The sequence below is a fragment of the Pseudomonas sp. LPH60 genome (assembly GCF_030718165.1).
In the GTDB taxonomy this organism is placed as follows: domain Bacteria; phylum Pseudomonadota; class Gammaproteobacteria; order Pseudomonadales; family Pseudomonadaceae; genus Aquipseudomonas; species Aquipseudomonas danubii.
In genome coordinates this window covers 196,223-212,052 of the sequence record NZ_JAVAJH010000005.1, presented here as the reverse complement: position 1 = coordinate 212,052, position 15,830 = coordinate 196,223, and the positions used below count along the sequence as shown (strand labels likewise).

Here is a 15,830-nt window from a genome sequence, read left to right as displayed (position 1 = left end):
TCGGCCTCGCGAGGACTTGCCCCATGAGCCAGCACCACCAACGCGACTGCATCGAAATCCTCATCGAAAAAGCCCGTGGCGGGCAGGTCAGCCGCCGCACCTTCCTCCAGGCCATGGGCCTGCTGTCGGCGGTGCCCCTGGCATTGCGCAGCGGCATCAGCTGGGCGGCGGACAAGCCGCTGGTGGTGGTCAACTGGGGCGGCGATGCGCTCAACGCCTTCCGCAGCGCCTGGACCGACAGCTTCACCAAGAGCACTGGCATACCGGTGCGCATCGACGGCGCCGGCCCCACCGAAGGGGCGATCCGCTCACAGTTGGCCAGCGGCCGGCCGAGCTGGGACGTGGTGGATGTGGACAGCTACAGCGCCATGACCCTGGGCCGCGACAAGGTCCTGCAACCCCTGGACTACAGCGTGGTGCAACGGGACCTGGTGGCCCCGGAGCTGTCCCACGAGCACGGCATCGCCGGCTACCTGTTCAGCTACGTGATCGCCTGGGACAGCCAGAAATACGGCAACCACGGCCCCAAAAACTGGGCGGATTTCTGGAACGTGGAGCAATTCCCCGGCAAGCGCACCCTCTACAAATGGATGAACGGCATGCTCGAAGCCGCGCTGCTGGCCGATGGCGTGGCCGCCGACCAGCTGTACCCGCTGGACGTGCCCCGGGCCTTGCGCAAGATCGATGAACTCAAGCCCCACGTCCTGTCGTTCTGGGGCTCGGGCGCGGAAAGCCAGCAACTGATGATCGAAGGCGAAGCCTCCATGGGCGCCATCTGGCACACCCGCGCCACCCTGCTCCACGAGGACAGCGGCGGCCGCATCCAGTGGGGCTTCGACCATGCCTTCCTCAACGCCAGCAGTTGGGGCGTGCTCAAGGACAACCCGGCAGGCGCCGCACCGGCCATGCAGTTCATCCAGCACGCCTTGCAGCCGGCCGGCCAGCTGAAGCTGTTCGAAGCCCTGGGCAACGGCCCGTCCAACGCCGCCACCCAGCAACTGATGAGCGCCGAACAGCGAGAGATCAACTGCGCCTCCGAAGCCAACATGAAGAAGCAGATCTTCCTCGACACCCAGTGGTACGCCGACCACTACTCCAGCACCCTGGAGCAGTACCTGACCCACCTGTCCAAGTGAGCCGTCGACCATGAGTGCAACCCGAACCGCGCGCCTGGAACGCAGCCTGCTGCTGTTTCCCCTGCCGTTGCTGCTGGTGGTGTTCTACCTGTTGCCGTTCTTCGGCGTGGTGAGCTGGAGCTTCACCCTGCCCGAGCCCGGGATCGAGCAGTACCAGCGCATCGCCACGGACCCGGCGATCCACGACATGCTCCTGCGCACCCTGCGCCTGTGCCTGACCGTGAGCCTGCTGGCCCTGGTGATCGGCTACCTGCTGGCCTACTGCTGGGTGTTCAGCCCGCCGTTCTGGCAGCGCATGGTGGAGATCTGCGTGTTCATCCCGTTCTGGATCTCGGTGCTGGTGCGGGCCTTCGGCTGGCTGATCGCCCTGCGCAGCAATGGTGTGGTCAACGACAGCCTGCTGTCCCTGGGCTGGATCGATCATCCGTTGCAACTGACCCGCAACGAGCTGGGAGTGGTGATCGGCATGCTGCACTTCATGATTCCGTATGCGCTGTTCCCGCTGCTGTCGAGCATGCGCCAGCTGGATCAACGGGTGCTGCTGGCCTCCCGCGGCCTGGGCGCCGGCGCGCTGCGGACCTTCTGGCAAGTGCTGCTGCCCCAGACCCTGCCGGGGCTCTTGGGGGCCTTCATCATGGTCTTCGTGTTCTGCCTGGGCTTCTTCATCACCCCGGTGCTGCTGGGCGGCGGGCAGACGGTGATGATCGCCGAGTACGTGTTCCTGCAGATGTTCCAGACCAGCAACTGGGGCCTGGGCGCGGCCCTGAGCCTGGTGCTGCTGACCCTGGTCAGCGCGCTGATCTGGCTGCTGCTGCGCGTCACCCGTGTCAATCGACTGGTGGGTTGAGGTCACTATGAATACACATCGCACTGCATTGAGTACCCGACTGATCGCCGTGGTCGCCATGGCCTTCATGCTGTTCCCGCTGCTGACGGTGATCCCGGTGTCGTTCACCGCCAAGCGCTACCTGTCGATGCCGGACGGCAACTGGTCGCTGCGCCACTACGAGGCGCTGCTGAGCAATCCCGACTGGCTGTCGAGCATCGGCCAGAGCCTGGCGATTGCCAGCGCCACCAGCCTGATCGCCACCGTGCTGGCGGTGAGCTTCAGCCTCGGCATCTGGTACCTGCGCTCGCGCCTGGCGACCCTGCTGATCGGTCTGGTGCTGCTGCCCATGGCCATTCCGCCAGTGATCTCGGCGCTGGTGCTGTACTTCATGGAAACCAACCTGGGGCGCATCGCCCCGGGCTGGGGCTACGACACCCTGCCCGGGGTGGTGATCGCCCACGTGGTGATGGTGGTGCCCTACGGCGTGGTGACCATGCTGGTGGCCCTGAGCCAGGTGGACCGGCGCATCGAGCTGGCCTCGCGCAACCTGGGAGCGAGCCTGATGCAGACCACCTTCCTGGTGATGCTGCCGAACCTCAAGCTGGGGATTTTCTCCACCGCGCTGCTGAGCTTTGCCCTGTCCTGGGAGGAGGTGGCGGTGACCCTGTTCATCACCAGTGTCGACGTCAACACCCTGCCCCGGCGGATCTGGAGCGGCCTGCGGGACAACGTCGACCCCAGCGTGGCGGCGATCTCGGTGCTGCTGATCGGCCTGACCCTGCTGGTGCTCATGGGCCGCCTGGCCTTGCAGTACGCCGCCCAGCGCCGCGCCCGCACCTGACAGCCCCCTGTGGCGAGGGAGCTTGCTCGCTCGCCACCCCTTCTTTCGCGCTCATGACTAATCGCCTTCTAGCTGACCGACGTCATGCCCCGCCCCCCGCGTTTTATCCGATAGTGCGCAGCTCGCTCCAACGGCTTGCCCGGGCTCTTCTAGACTCGATGGGTGGTCGTATTCGGAACCGAACGGGTCGCTTTCGTGCGGTTCAATCAGAGGCAGCATGTCAAGCTGCCCTTTATGCCCTGAACAGGTGCGGCAACGACCGTACCGGGTACAACAAGATACCCATTCAGGGTGCATGGCCAACGGCCTGAAACGCCGCGCTACCGTGACGTGGCAACCAGTGCCGCAGCCGACACTTTCGGACAGCCGACAACCACCAGGTTCGTCCGTGACCGTGAGGAATTGCTGTATGCCTGATGAAACACTGCATCTGCCGTTGATCCACACCCTGCTGGAGCGTCACAAAGGCTCCCCGGGTGCGCTGTTGCCGATTCTCCATCAGATTCAGGAAGAGCTCGGCTACATCCCCGATCTGGCCGTCCCCGACATTGCCCATGCGCTCAATCAGAGCCAGGCGGAAGTGCGCGGGGTGATCAGCTTCTACCATGATTTTCGTACCGCGCCACCGGCGCGGCACATCCTGCGCCTGTGCCGTGCCGAGTCCTGCCAGAGCCGCGGCGCCGAGCAACTGGCGGCGCAACTGCGCGCACGCCTGCAACTGGATGACCACGGCAGCAGCGCCGACGGTTCCATCAGCCTGCGGCCGGTGTACTGCCTGGGTGCCTGTGCCTGCTCGCCGGCCCTGGAGCTGGATGGACAACTGCATGCCCGAGTCAGCGCCGAACGCCTGGACGCGCTGCTGGACAGTTGCCGGGAGGACGCGTGATGCCGAGCCTCTATCTGCCCTGTGATTCCCTGGCCCGGGCCGTGGGCGCCGACGCGGTGGCCGACGCCATCGCCGCCCAGGCCGAGCACCACAACCTGCCGCTGCAATTGCAACGCACCAGCTCCCGCGGCCTGTACTGGCTGGAACCGCTGCTGGAAGTCGATACCCCGGACGGACGCCTGGGCTTCGGCCCGGTGAGCGTCGCCGACGTGCCCTCGCTGCTGAAAGCCCTGCAAGACGCCCCTACCAGCCATCCCCTGGCCCTGGGCCGAGTCGAAGACTTGCCCTACCTGAAAAGCCAGCAACGCCTGCTGTTCGCCCGCGCCGGGATTACCCGGCCGCTGTCCCTGGCGGACTATCGGGCCCACGGCGGCTTCGAGGGCCTGAGCCGCGCCGTCGCCCTGGGCGGTGAGCAGACCGTGACCGCGGTGCTCGACTCCGGCCTGCGCGGCCGCGGCGGCGCGGCGTTCCCCGCCGGGATCAAATGGCGCACCGTGCGCGACACCCCGCAGCAGCAAAAGTACGTGGTGTGCAACGCCGACGAAGGCGACTCCGGCACCTTCGCCGACCGCATGCTGATGGAAGGCGACCCCTTCCTGCTGATCGAAGGCATGGCCATTGCCGGCATCGCGGTCGGCGCCAGCTACGGCTACATCTACGTGCGCTCGGAATATCCCCAGGCGGTGGCGACCTTGCGCGAGGCCCTGGACATCGCCCGGGATGCCGGTTACCTCGGGGCCAATGCCGGCGGTAGCGGCCAGGCGTTCGACATGGAGGTACGGGTCGGCGCCGGGGCCTATATCTGCGGCGAGGAAACCGCCCTGCTGGACTCCCTGGAAGGCAAACGCGGCATCGTTCGCGCCAAGCCACCGATCCCGGCGCTGCAAGGCCTGTTCGGCCAGCCGACCCTGGTGCACAACGTGCTGACCCTGGCCTCGGTGCCGCTGATCCTGGAAAAGGGCGCAGCCTTCTATCGCGACTACGGCATGGGCCGCTCCCTGGGCACCATGCCCTTCCAGCTGGCGGGCAACGTGCGTCATGGCGGCCTAGTGGAACGGGCCTTCGGCCTGACCCTGCGCGAACTGGTGGAAGGCTACGGCGGCGGCACCGCCAGTGGCCGGCCACTGAAGGCCGCGCAAGTGGGCGGCCCGCTGGGCGCCTGGGTGCCACCGGCGCAGTTCGATACACCGCTGGATTACGAAGCTTTCGCCGCCATGGGCGCGATGCTCGGCCACGGCGGCGTGGTGGTGGCCGATGACAGCCTGGACATGGCCCACATGGCGCGCTTCGCCCTGCAATTCTGCGCCGAGGAATCCTGCGGCAAATGCACCCCATGCCGCATCGGTTCGACCCGCGGCGTGGAGGTCATCGACCGTCTGCTGGCGGCCCCCGATCAAGGCCGCCGCGACGAGCAGGCGCTGATCCTCAAAGACCTGTGCGACACCCTGCAATACGGTTCGCTGTGCGCCCTGGGCGGGATGACCTCCTACCCGGTGGCCAGCGCCCTGAAGCACTTTCCCGCCGACTTCGGTCTGCAGCCCTCGGAGGCCGACCAATGATCAGTATTTTCGACCCTGCCACAGACATCGATCTCAATGCCGTGGACTTCGGCACCCCGGCCCGCGACAGCCAGGTGCAAGTCAGCCTGAACATCGATGGCCGCAGCATCAGCGTGCCCCAGGGCACCTCGGTGATGCGCGCCGCGGCGCTGATGGGCACCACCATTCCCAAACTCTGCGCCACCGACAGCCTGGAAGCCTTCGGCTCGTGCCGCATGTGCCTGGTGGAGATCGACGGCATGCGCGGCTACCCGGCCTCCTGCACCACCCCGGTCAGCGAAGGCATGGTGGTGCATACGCAAACGCCGAAACTGGCGACCCTGCGGCGCAACGTGATGGAGCTGTACATCTCCGACCACCCGCTGGACTGCCTGACCTGCTCGGCCAATGGCAACTGCGAACTGCAGACCGTGGCCGGCCAGGTGGGCCTGCGGGAAGTGCGCTACGGCTATGACGGCGCCAACCACCTGGACGATCAGAAAGACAGCTCCAACCCCTACTTCGACTACGACCCGAGCAAGTGCATCGTCTGCAACCGCTGCGTGCGCGCCTGCGAGGAAACCCAGGGCACCTTCGCCCTGACCATCAGCGGCCGCGGCTTCGAATCCCGGGTCGCGGCGGCCGGTGGCGACAACTTCCTGGACTCCGAGTGCGTGTCCTGCGGCGCCTGCGTGCAGGCCTGCCCGACGGCGACCCTGATGGAAAAAAGCGTGGTGGAAATGGGTCAGCCGGAACGGGCAGTGATCACCACCTGCGCCTACTGCGGGGTTGGCTGCTCGTTCCGCGCCGAGATGAAGGGCGAGCAACTGGTGCGCATGGTTCCGGACAAGAACGGCCAGGCCAACCACGGCCATTCCTGCGTCAAGGGCCGCTTCGCCTGGGGCTACGCCACCCACCCGGATCGCATCACCAAGCCGATGATCCGCAAGCACATCAGCGACCCGTGGCAGGAAGTCAGCTGGGACGAAGCGGTGACCTACGCCGCCAGCGAGCTGCGGCGCATCCAGTTCAAGTACGGCCGCGACTCCATCGGCGGCATCACCTCCAGCCGCTGCACCAACGAAGAAACCTACCTTGTACAGAAGCTGGTGCGGGCGGCCTTCGGCAACAACAACGTCGACACCTGTGCACGGGTCTGCCACTCGCCCACCGGCTACGGCCTCAAGCAGACCCTGGGGGAATCCGCTGGCACCCAGAGCTTCGACTCGGTGATGCAGGCCGACGTGATCCTGGTCATGGGCGCCAACCCCAGCGACGCGCACCCGGTGTTCGGTTCCCAGCTCAAACGGCGCCTGCGTGAAGGGGCCAAGCTGATCGTCATCGACCCACGGCGCATCGATCTGGTGGACGCGGTGCACGCCCGCGCCGAGTTGCACCTGGCCCTGCGCCCAGGCACCAACGTGGCCATGCTCAATGCCCTGGCCCATGTGATCGTCACCGAGGGCCTGGTCAATCAAGAGTTCGTCGACGCCCGCTGCGAGCCGCAAGCCTTCGCCCAATGGAGCGCCTTCGTCAGCCGCGCCGACAACTCGCCGGAAGTGCTCGGCGCGATCTGTGGCGTACCCGCCGCCGATATCCGCGCCGCTGCGCGCCTGTACGCCACCGGCGGCAACGCGGCGATCTACTACGGCCTGGGCGTCACCGAACACAGCCAGGGCAGCACCGCGGTGATGGGCATCGCCAACCTGGCGATGGCCACCGGCAACATCGGCCGCGAAGGGGTCGGGGTGAACCCGCTGCGGGGGCAGAACAACGTCCAGGGTTCCTGCGACATGGGCTCCTTCCCCCACGAGCTGCCGGGCTACCGGCACATCTCCAACCAGGCGGTGCGCCAGGAGTTCGAGCAGGCCTGGAACGTCACCCTGCAAGCCGACCCCGGGCTGCGCATTCCCAACATGTTCGAAGCGGCCCTGGGCGGCAGCTTCAAGGGCCTGTACTGCCAGGGCGAGGACATCGCCCAGAGCGACCCCAACACCCAGCACGTGACCGCGGCCCTGTCGGCCATGGAATGCGTGGTGGTGCAGGACATTTTCCTCAACGAGACCGCCAAGTTCGCCCACGTGTTCCTGCCGGGCTCCTCGTTCCTGGAAAAGGACGGCACCTTCACCAACGCCGAACGGCGCATCTCGCGGGTGCGCAAGGTCATGGAGCCCCTGGGCGGCAAGGCCGACTGGGAAGGCACCCTGGCCCTGGCAGCAGCCCTGGGTTACCCGATGCACTACAACCATCCCTCGGAAATCATGGATGAGATCGCCCGCCTGACCCCGACCTTCACCGGTGTCAGCTACGCCAGCCTGGACCGTCACGGCAGCCTGCAATGGCCGTGCAACGACGCCGCGCCGGATGGCACGCCGACCATGCACATCGACGAGTTCGTGCGCGGCAAGGGCCGTTTCATGCTCACCGGCTACGTGCCCACCGACGAGAAGGTCAATGGCCGCTACCCGCTGCTGCTGACCACCGGCCGCATCCTCAGCCAGTACAACGTCGGCGCCCAGACCCGGCGTACCGACAACGTCGCCTGGCACGCTGAGGACCGTCTGGAAATCCACCCCACCGACGCCGAGAGCCGGGGCATCAACGAAGGCGACTGGGTGGGCATCGGCAGCCGCGCCGGGCAGACCGTGCTGCGCGCCCGGGTCACCGAGCGGGTAGCGCCGGGGGTGGTCTACACCACCTTCCACTTCCCCGAATCGGGGGCCAACGTAATCACCACCGACAACTCCGACTGGGCCACCAACTGTCCGGAGTACAAGGTCACGGCGGTGGAAGTCAGCCGCGTCTACCACCCTTCCGAATGGCAGAAGCGCTACCAGGCCTTCAGTGAAGAACAGCAGAGTCTGCTGGACAAGCGCGGCCGGTCCCGGGGCGGCAAGGCGGAGGTGCGTCGATGAGTACCGCCAACCTGATCAAGATGGCCAACCAGATCGCCGCGTACTTTGCCAACGAGCCAGATCAGGCGCAGGCGGTGCTGAGCGTGCGCAATCACATGCAGATGTTCTGGACCCCGGCCATGCGCAAGGAACTGCTGGCCTGGCAGACCGAGCAGCAAGGTGCCGAACTGCATCCGTTGGTCCAGCAAGCAGTACGTGACGCGGGCTGGGAGGCCTAGGCAAAAGCTCCCTGGCCGGCTAACCCCCGGCCGGGGACACTCACTGACCGGGGCAACGCCGGTCCGCTGGAGGCCTGGACTGGACCGCCAGCGGCAGGGTTGCCCCCGGTTTGCTCAGCGGCAGCAACTGGTACACCGCAAACGCACACATCGCTTGCACCTCGCCCCCGGCCACCGGGATGTAATTCAAGCCGACAAAGGCTTCGTAACTCTTGCCCGGCTCCAACAGCACCACCTTCTTCACCGGCGGACAGGTACGATAGGTACTGCCATAACTGCCTGCGGCAACACCTCCCCCTTCCAGCAGAAAAGGCCTGCCAGCGGGCACCCGATACTCGGTGACGACCTCGTTGTAAGAACCCTCGCCCATACGGATCGCCCCCACGTAGGACGGCAGCTTCGGCGCGAAACGCGGCAGCATGTCGATCTGCCTTGGCTGCATGGGAAACTGCGGATAGTTGATGTTCGCCTGTTGATCGCTGCCGAAGCGCCCGGCCTTGGCCAAGCGCTTGCTGTCACCCTGGCAACCGGCATAGACCTCACCGCGCACCTCGCCATTGGTGATCACCCGCAACTGCGCCGTCGGCACACCCAGGGGCGGCTCCGAATAAGGCACCACCGGCTTGACGCTACAGGCGCCAAGCAACGACAGCAGCGCCAGCAAGGGAATATTTCCAGGTTTCATGACTGATCTTTCCTTTGTCTGAAGCGGTATGAGCGGCTGAGCAGGCTATCGGCCGAGTGGGGGCCGTCTGCACTGAATCATCGGCTATCCGCCGATGATTCAAAGCCTCCTCGCGCTTGAGCCCCAGAGTGCCTGGGAACGCTACGTATAGAGTCCGCATGGGCCCACGCAAAAATAGTCAGATTTCAGGGGTTTACAGAACCCCGCCAATCGCTATAATCGTCGCCCTAACACGCCGGTATAGCTCAGTTGGTAGAGCAACTGACTTGTAATCAGTAGGTCCCGGGTTCGACTCCTGGTGCCGGCACCATACAAAGCAAAGCCCCTGCAGAAATGCAGGGGCTTTGTTGTTTCCGTACCTCAGAAAAGCCTCACGTCATGTCGTGAGAGCGCCCACAAATTGTCCGCACCTACGCTTTCGCTTCCTGGCATGCCCATCATTTTCATCGAGACTTGGGATTTGCTCGTCGTCAACGCACGACCTATGCCTCTAGCCATTTCGAGCAGGTCATTTGCATCGAATTTGATCGACGCGCAACCAGAAGGATAAGGAGCGCCCACGTGGCAGGCACCCAGCAGAGCTCCCTCGAAGGGCCAAGGTGATGGAGGTTGGATGAAAAATCCCGCCGAAGCGGGGCTCAAGGGTCAGACTCGCCTATTGGCGGCCTCATAGACTTCATCGTCGCGTCTGGCCCCAATGCACAGGACCAGCACGATCTCAGAACCTTGGATCCTATAGACGATGCGAACACCACCTGTCCGAATCCGGCGGTGACCGGCGAGAGCGCCGCGAAGGAGCTTGCCGATCTTGTCTGGCTCGCCTTCAACGATCCGCTCCCGGATCACCTTAAGGACTCTTTTTGCCTCAGCCCTACCTAACTGAGCGAGATCTCGCTCAACATCAGGGTGAAACCGAACGCTCCAGGTCATTGACTATTGCCTACTTGAAGCGAGCCTCCATGTCCTCAAGGCTCACTGTGTTCTGTTCGTCCAAAGTGGACAGGCGCTCAATGGCCAAACGCTCAGCGCGAAGATCTTCGAGTTCGTCCTGCAAAGCTTGGTAGGCGTCTACACCCACCAGCACAGCTGCTGGCTCGTTATCCTTGAAAATCACCAAATGAGTGACTTCACCGCTCGTAACTTCCTTCAGTTTCGCGCTAAAGCCTCGAACCATCGCTGTAGCGGACACTGCCTGCTCAGCTCGGTCTAGGAGTGCACTCATGCTCTATTGCCTCGATTCATCACTCAGTTCGTTCGTCTTTGTCAGTTCATTATCAGTCGGTATTGCGGCACGCGCACCCTCAATATACGCAATATTATGCATACAACAATACACATCAAAAAAATAACGATGAACGGAACCACATGTGAACCTAACTGTTTTGGCTATCCATCTGCACCGCACTTCATGCTCCAATACCCGCCGATCCCCGTTGTACACAGGCCGCCCATGAAGTCCATTTCCCTATTGATCCTCACCCTGTTGCTCCACTCCCTGCAGTTCAGCGCTCCGGCCCTGGCCGGCGACGCCGAGGCCGGTGGCAAGCTGTTCAAGCGCTTGTGCAGCGGCTGCCACAATATCGGGCCTTCGGTGCGCAGTTCGTTCGGGCCGCAGCTCAACGGCATCATCGATCGCCCGGCAGGCAGTGCCACGGACTATCAATACTCAACGGCCATGAAGTCGTCGGGCATCGTCTGGACCCGGGACAAGCTCATCCAGTACCTGGAAGATCCAAAAGCCGTGGTGCCCGGTACGCGGATGATTTTCTGGGGGCTGAGCGATGAAGAAAAAATCGATAATCTGCTGGCCTATCTGCAGACCTTCCCTTCCCCCTGATCCGAGCTCGTTTGCCTACAAGGATGTTTTGATGAAGTTTCCTCTGCTGTCGCTTGCCGCTACGGGCCTGGCCCTGGCTGCATTCATGCCCCAGTTGCAGGCCGCCGGTTTTGACTGCGCCAAAGCCTCTACCCGGGTGGAGAAAACCGTCTGCGACACGCCGACCCTATCCGCCAAAGACGACGAGTTGAACAGCCGCTACAAGGCGCTCAAGCACCTGCAGGTGTTTCGCTTGTTGCAAACCCAGTGGCTGCGGGAAGTGCGCGACACCTGCACCGACAGCGACTGCCTGGAGTCGGCCTATCGGGCCCAGGTGAAAATGCTCACGCTGTTGCCGATCCCTCCGGCACCCGACAAGGACGAGCTGCTGCCCATGGATCCCATCCGTCAGTACCGCCTGCAGGACCCTGATGACTGGCAGCGCTTCACCCTGGCCAAGTTCACCGCCGCTCCAGCGCAAGGCGATCAGCAGATCGTCGACGCCCAGGTGCTGGATGGCGTGCTGCATGTGGTGCTGTTCGTCGGTCAGTACCAGAGGGGGCGGGAAGGCTATGTCGGCACCCTCTACGAATACGCCGATGACCAGCCCGGCCTGCATCCCATTGCCCGGGATATCGGCTTTGTCGGCTGGGCCTCTCCGGGGGCCAACGATCAGGGCCAGCGCTTCGCCGGCATCGTCGACGGGGTGTTCTATTACCGCCAGCGCAGCGGCGGCGAGTTGCAGCAAGGCATGCGCTATCGCCTGGGCTCACGCAGTGCTCCCGAAGCCAGCCAGCAGGTGTTCCAGTCGCTCTCCAACACCCTGCACCATGCCCGAGCGCGGGTCGGCCAGGATCTGAATCAGGAGAACTACAGCCTGTCCCTGGACTACGACCGGCAGAGCAATAACACCTACTCCGAGAACGTCACCGAGCACAACGAAGTCGAGTCCGGCTGGAGCATCGTCAATCCCACCTGGAGCGAAACCCGCCCGGTGATGTATTTCGATAACGAAGGGCCGCGGGCCTGTATCTGGCGGGTCGACGTGCAGCACAAGGTGCTGTCCAAGATCGTCCCGGAGCATGAAGCGATTTCAGCCCGTCCTGTGGATATCCATGGCCGTGAGGCGGTGGTGTACATGGAAGGCGATCAGCTGAAGTTCGCGATCAATCCGGATGACTGATGGGCAAGGTTGCTGAACAAAAAGGCTCGCCAAACGGCGAGCCTTTTTCATTGCGTCGGCAAGGCTCTGGTCAGGGCAGGCTGATCTGGTATTCGGCCAGCTTGGCCTGGTGCTGCGGTTCGACGTACTTCTGGTTCACCCGCTTGGCGAACTGGGTAAAGTCGGCGCGGGCATCGTCGGTCAGGCCCAGTTTTTCGTAGGCCAAACCACGATGGTAGAAGGCCCAGGCATAGTCCGGCTGCTTTTGCAGACCGGCGCTATAGGCTTCAGCCGCCTCACGGTATTGCTCCAGGTCGTAGAGGGCCTGGCCCAGGTGGTAGTAGGTCGGCATGTTGAAGCCGCTGCCCTTGCCCGCCTCGCCCAGGTTGGCGTCGAGGTTGGACTGCACCAGTTCCAGGGCCTTTTGCGGGTTGCCCGATTCACGATAAAGACGGCTCAGGTCCAGCACCGCACGGGCATCGGGTTTGGGCCCCAGTTCGATGGATTTTTCCTTGGCGCTGATGGCTTCCGGGTAACGCTTGAAGCTGGCGTAGGCGTCGGACTTCAGCCAGTACACCAGGCTCTGCATCGGCTTGGACAGTTGGTTTTTCGACAGGCACAGGTCGGCCTCTTGCAGCACCACATCGAACTTCTCGGCCTTGGAGGCCTGGCCCACCAGGCGGCAATGGGCGTAGTTGATCTGGTCCTGGCTCTGCAGGCTGGCACAGCCAGTGACGGCAAGGGCACACACAAGCAGGATCGACCCGCGTACAGACAATGAAGGCATGTTGTTCAATCCAGCAGGTGAGCGTTGAGGTCAGGGCGATAGACCTGCAGCAGTGGCGCGGTAACCGTGCCCTGCAGGCTGCAGAAGATCGTGGTGCGACCCGAGATCGGCGCGCTGGCGATGCCTTTGTCGATGCTCAATACCCGCTCGACGAAACCGAACGGCGTGGCCACGCCGCCGCCGACCAGACCTTCGGTGCGCCAGCTGTCGATAGGGTCGCCCACCCGGCGGATCTCCACCCGGACCATGGCGCTGCGGTCTGCCTTCAGGCGGTGGTTGTCCACCAGCAGAGGTTTGAGCGCTGCGGCCACTTCACGGGGCTCGCCCTCGGCAATAAACCCCCAGAACAGCAGGTTACCCACCGACTTCAGCGACTGGGCTTCGTTGTAGTAGCCCAGCAAGCGCACACCGTTGACCAGCAGCGGCTGTTCGAAGGCCTGGTAGCGGCCGCCTTCCTGCAAGGGGTTCAGGACCTTGGGCGCACTCACTGCACCGTATCGGGCCAGGCTCAGGGTGCCCGCCGGTAGTCGGGCAGTATTCAGGCTCTGGAAGAATTGCCCATCGCAGCGGGAGAACTCACTCAGCAACTGCTCGGACGCAGTCGCTTGCTGGCCGTGGGCGATGCTGGCGACGCTCAGCAGGCACAGGCCGGATAGCAAGGTACGGAACATCGAAATCATCCGTGATGCAAAAGAGGGGCTGGAACTTTAACAAAGAAGGATCAGGCGCGGGGCAACGCGATGAAAGGGAGGGCACCCTCGCAGGCGCCCTCCCTTGCCATCTATCAGGCGATCAATGGTGCATGGGCGCGGTACCGCCCTGACCATCGGACAGCTCGATGCTGACGTTCTGCATCATGCCCTGGTCCTCGTGATCGAGGATGTGGCAGTGCAGGACGAACTCGCCGATGTAACGTTCATACCGAGTGCGCACGTACAAGGTGTAGGGGCGATTCTCCTTGTCCGGTCCCTTGACGAACAGGGTGTCTTTCCACACCCCCTTGAGCCCGGTGTACTGCTTGTCGGTGGGGTCGGTCTTGTCGATCGCCCCCGGCTCGCTGAGGTCGGTGCCATCCGGGCCGATGATCTTCACCACCTGGAACGGATTGACGTGAATGTGGAACGGGTGGCTGGCAAAACCGGAACTCAGCACCCAGGTCTGTGCCGTGCCCAGGGTCAGATGACGATTGATGGTTCCAGGCTCATACGGCTTGACGTCGTCCATGCTGGTGCCCACCTCGAACTTGGGATTTTTCTCGTCATCTCGGTTGATGTAGAACATCAGCCGCTCCTCCGGCCGGTCCTTCACTTCCTCGTCGCGGACGCTCTCGTGAGGAACGAACCGGGTCAGCTTCATCCCGCTCTTAAGGTCATTGACGATCTGGCTCTGCACATCGGACGGCATATTGCGCTGCGCCGAATCCACCAGCACCTGGGTCAAGTAGGCATTGCTGTCCTTGACCTCGGTGCCTTGCTCGACATCGACAAAACCGAGTATCTGCCGGCCACTCGCTGCCTGGGACACGCCGCCATTGGCCGTTTGCGCAGCGTCGACCACGCAGTAGCGTCCGGCTTGCGGGAAGAGCATCAGCAGGTCATTGCGATAGCCCGGTTGCAGGGTGACCTGGCTGAGCTTCTGGGCCTTGCCCAGAGTCAGGCCATCGGCGGCAATCACTTGGTAATCCACCGGTTCACCGACGCATTGCTGACTGACGAAAGCATCGGCATCCGCTGCGGCAACGCCCGCATTGCTCTTTTGCAGGGCACTGTCGGCGAGCTTGCGAAACTCCAGCTTGATGGTGTCGCGTATGCCCGCATGGACCAGGCGCCAACGTTCGACCTGACCGGTGCGTGCCTTGTCGAAGATCGGCTGCACCTGGCCATTGATACTGGTGTAGCGCCCCGACTGGCCCCAGCTCTTCGGAGTGAACTGGGCAAAGTCCTCGACCACGCCGACCTCGCCCGGATCGCATTGCCAATCCACGCTCTTGTCGCCCGTCACAGGGTCGGTCTTGACCCCTTTGCAGGCATAGGGAATTTGCTGCAATACCAGCAGGCGCTCGGTAAAGGCCCGGCCATCGGCCGACTTGAGCAAGGTGTCGATATCACCGTTGGCTTGCCCACTGGGCAGCCGGCTGCCATGGATGATCAACGCACCCGCCATGCCACTGGCGACCTGCAGCGCGGTGGAACCATGCCGATGGGGGTGGTACCAGAAGGTTCCGGCCGGGTGGTCGGCGGGAATGTTGTACTCGTACTGGAAGCTGACCTGGGGATTGATCGACAACAGCACGTTGTCGCTGTTACCGGCGGGACTGACCCACAAACCATGGGAGTGCAGGTTGGTGCTGTTGAAGCACTGGGGTTTGTCGGGCTCGGCGGAATGGGCACTGCACGGCTGGTCATCCTTGGGCTTGAGCTTGTTGTTGAGGGTGATGCGTACGGTGTCGCCCGGCGTCACATCAATGGTCGGGGCCACGAAGGGGGCCTGGGGATTGACCCCGGTGCCCTGATAGCTGCGCAGGTTCACTGGCACATTGCGCCCGGTGGCCGGGTCAAAAATCGTGCTCTTGGTGTAATCGATATTCAGGACCAGAGCGCGTTCGATACCGCCGTGGGGTTGGGGTGGCAGGGTGCTCAAGTCCGTGGCCTTGGACGACATCAGCAGTGTGGTTTCTCCGGTTTTCTGTCGCGGTGCCTGCTGATCCAGGCTGCCAGGGTTCTCGAATATCCGAGCGGCTTCTTCGGCTGTTGCAGGGGTGATAGCGCACGCCAGGGACAACAGGATTCCTGCGCCCAAGGCGTTGATCGGCTGGGTTGCTTTCATGGTGTTCTCCTGTGCTCCAGGAAGGTTGAGACCGGACGACCAGCAGCAGAGCGGCGGCAGGACGAAACAACATCGGCCAAGCACAGGGATCGGCGTTATGCAGCAATTTATCCCGCATCCATTGCGGCTGAAACCTCATCCCTGATGGCATAAAGCTAGTGGGAAACGCCCGAAAAGCAACGCGACACGCC

At 63.4% G+C, this 15,830-nt stretch carries 15 protein-coding genes and 1 tRNA gene; 10 read left to right on the top strand and 6 right to left on the bottom strand.

Going from position 1 to position 15,830, the window contains the following annotated elements:
* Positions 1-23: 23 nt before the first annotated feature.
* The 7 genes from Q8O96_RS19510 to Q8O96_RS19480 all read left to right on the top strand — a co-directional run bounded on the left by Q8O96_RS19510 (position 24) and on the right by Q8O96_RS19480 (position 8,363).
* Positions 24-1,136, top strand: a complete 1,113-nt coding sequence (locus Q8O96_RS19510; RefSeq protein ID WP_305949262.1) for an ABC transporter substrate-binding protein — start codon at positions 24-26, stop codon at positions 1,134-1,136.
* Between the two features lie 10 nt (positions 1,137-1,146).
* Entirely contained in the window at positions 1,147-1,983 is an 837-nt protein-coding gene (locus Q8O96_RS19505; RefSeq protein WP_060842203.1) for an ABC transporter permease, read from the top strand.
* Between the two features lie 7 nt (positions 1,984-1,990).
* Positions 1,991-2,806, top strand: coding sequence for an ABC transporter permease (locus Q8O96_RS19500; protein WP_115581401.1), 816 nt, complete (start codon positions 1,991-1,993; stop codon positions 2,804-2,806).
* A gap of 409 nt (positions 2,807-3,215) precedes the next feature.
* Positions 3,216-3,692, top strand: coding sequence for a formate dehydrogenase subunit gamma (locus Q8O96_RS19495; RefSeq protein WP_102862707.1), 477 nt, complete (start codon positions 3,216-3,218; stop codon positions 3,690-3,692).
* A complete protein-coding gene (locus tag Q8O96_RS19490) occupies positions 3,692-5,251 on the top strand; it encodes an NADH-ubiquinone oxidoreductase-F iron-sulfur binding region domain-containing protein (RefSeq protein ID WP_102862706.1) in 1,560 nt (519 codons plus the stop codon). The genes Q8O96_RS19495 and Q8O96_RS19490 overlap by 1 nt, the downstream gene beginning before the upstream one ends.
* Positions 5,248-8,145 carry a formate dehydrogenase subunit alpha gene (gene fdhF, locus Q8O96_RS19485; protein WP_305949261.1) on the top strand — a complete coding sequence of 966 codons (2,898 nt, stop codon included), beginning with the start codon at positions 5,248-5,250 and terminating at the stop codon, positions 8,143-8,145. Before Q8O96_RS19490 ends, fdhF begins: the two co-directional genes overlap by 4 nt.
* Positions 8,142-8,363, top strand: a complete 222-nt coding sequence (locus tag Q8O96_RS19480; RefSeq protein ID WP_102862704.1) for a formate dehydrogenase subunit delta — start codon at positions 8,142-8,144, stop codon at positions 8,361-8,363. Before fdhF ends, Q8O96_RS19480 begins: the two co-directional genes overlap by 4 nt.
* Before the next feature lie 40 nt (positions 8,364-8,403).
* Here Q8O96_RS19480 and Q8O96_RS19475 read toward each other — a convergent pair whose 3' ends face one another.
* The gene (locus Q8O96_RS19475; protein WP_207166923.1) at positions 8,404-9,048 is read right to left on the bottom strand and encodes an amidase; all 645 of its coding nucleotides are present in this window, start codon (positions 9,046-9,048) and stop codon (positions 8,404-8,406) included.
* A 234-nt stretch (positions 9,049-9,282) separates the two neighbouring features.
* Between Q8O96_RS19475 and Q8O96_RS19470 the strand changes: the two genes are divergently transcribed.
* Positions 9,283-9,358: transfer RNA gene (locus Q8O96_RS19470), tRNA-Thr, on the top strand.
* A gap of 335 nt (positions 9,359-9,693) precedes the next feature.
* On the opposite strand, the gene Q8O96_RS19465 is transcribed toward Q8O96_RS19470, so the two are convergent.
* Both Q8O96_RS19465 and Q8O96_RS19460 read right to left on the bottom strand, forming a co-directional pair.
* Positions 9,694-9,978: a type II toxin-antitoxin system RelE/ParE family toxin gene (locus tag Q8O96_RS19465; protein WP_305949260.1), complete on the bottom strand. Its 285-nt coding sequence runs from the start codon at positions 9,976-9,978 to the stop codon at positions 9,694-9,696.
* 10 nt (positions 9,979-9,988) lie between these two features.
* A complete protein-coding gene (locus Q8O96_RS19460; RefSeq protein WP_221178206.1) occupies positions 9,989-10,222 on the bottom strand; it encodes a type II toxin-antitoxin system Phd/YefM family antitoxin in 234 nt (77 codons plus the stop codon).
* A 276-nt stretch (positions 10,223-10,498) separates the two neighbouring features.
* Between Q8O96_RS19460 and Q8O96_RS19455 the strand changes: the two genes are divergently transcribed.
* Both Q8O96_RS19455 and Q8O96_RS19450 read left to right on the top strand, forming a co-directional pair.
* Positions 10,499-10,885: a cytochrome c family protein gene (locus Q8O96_RS19455; RefSeq protein ID WP_250329885.1), complete on the top strand. Its 387-nt coding sequence runs from the start codon at positions 10,499-10,501 to the stop codon at positions 10,883-10,885.
* Between the two features lie 31 nt (positions 10,886-10,916).
* Positions 10,917-12,047, top strand: coding sequence for a lysozyme inhibitor LprI family protein (locus Q8O96_RS19450; protein ID WP_305949259.1), 1,131 nt, complete (start codon positions 10,917-10,919; stop codon positions 12,045-12,047).
* Positions 12,048-12,117: 70 nt separating this feature from the next.
* Here Q8O96_RS19450 and Q8O96_RS19445 read toward each other — a convergent pair whose 3' ends face one another.
* From Q8O96_RS19445 to Q8O96_RS19435, 3 genes are all read right to left on the bottom strand, one after another.
* Entirely contained in the window at positions 12,118-12,813 is a 696-nt protein-coding gene (locus tag Q8O96_RS19445) for a tetratricopeptide repeat protein (protein ID WP_305949258.1), read from the bottom strand.
* Positions 12,814-12,818: 5 nt separating this feature from the next.
* A complete protein-coding gene (locus tag Q8O96_RS19440) occupies positions 12,819-13,484 on the bottom strand; it encodes a hypothetical protein (protein WP_305949257.1) in 666 nt (221 codons plus the stop codon).
* A 121-nt stretch (positions 13,485-13,605) separates the two neighbouring features.
* Positions 13,606-15,639, bottom strand: coding sequence for a multicopper oxidase family protein (locus Q8O96_RS19435; RefSeq protein ID WP_305949256.1), 2,034 nt, complete (start codon positions 15,637-15,639; stop codon positions 13,606-13,608).
* Positions 15,640-15,830: the final 191 nt, after the last annotated feature.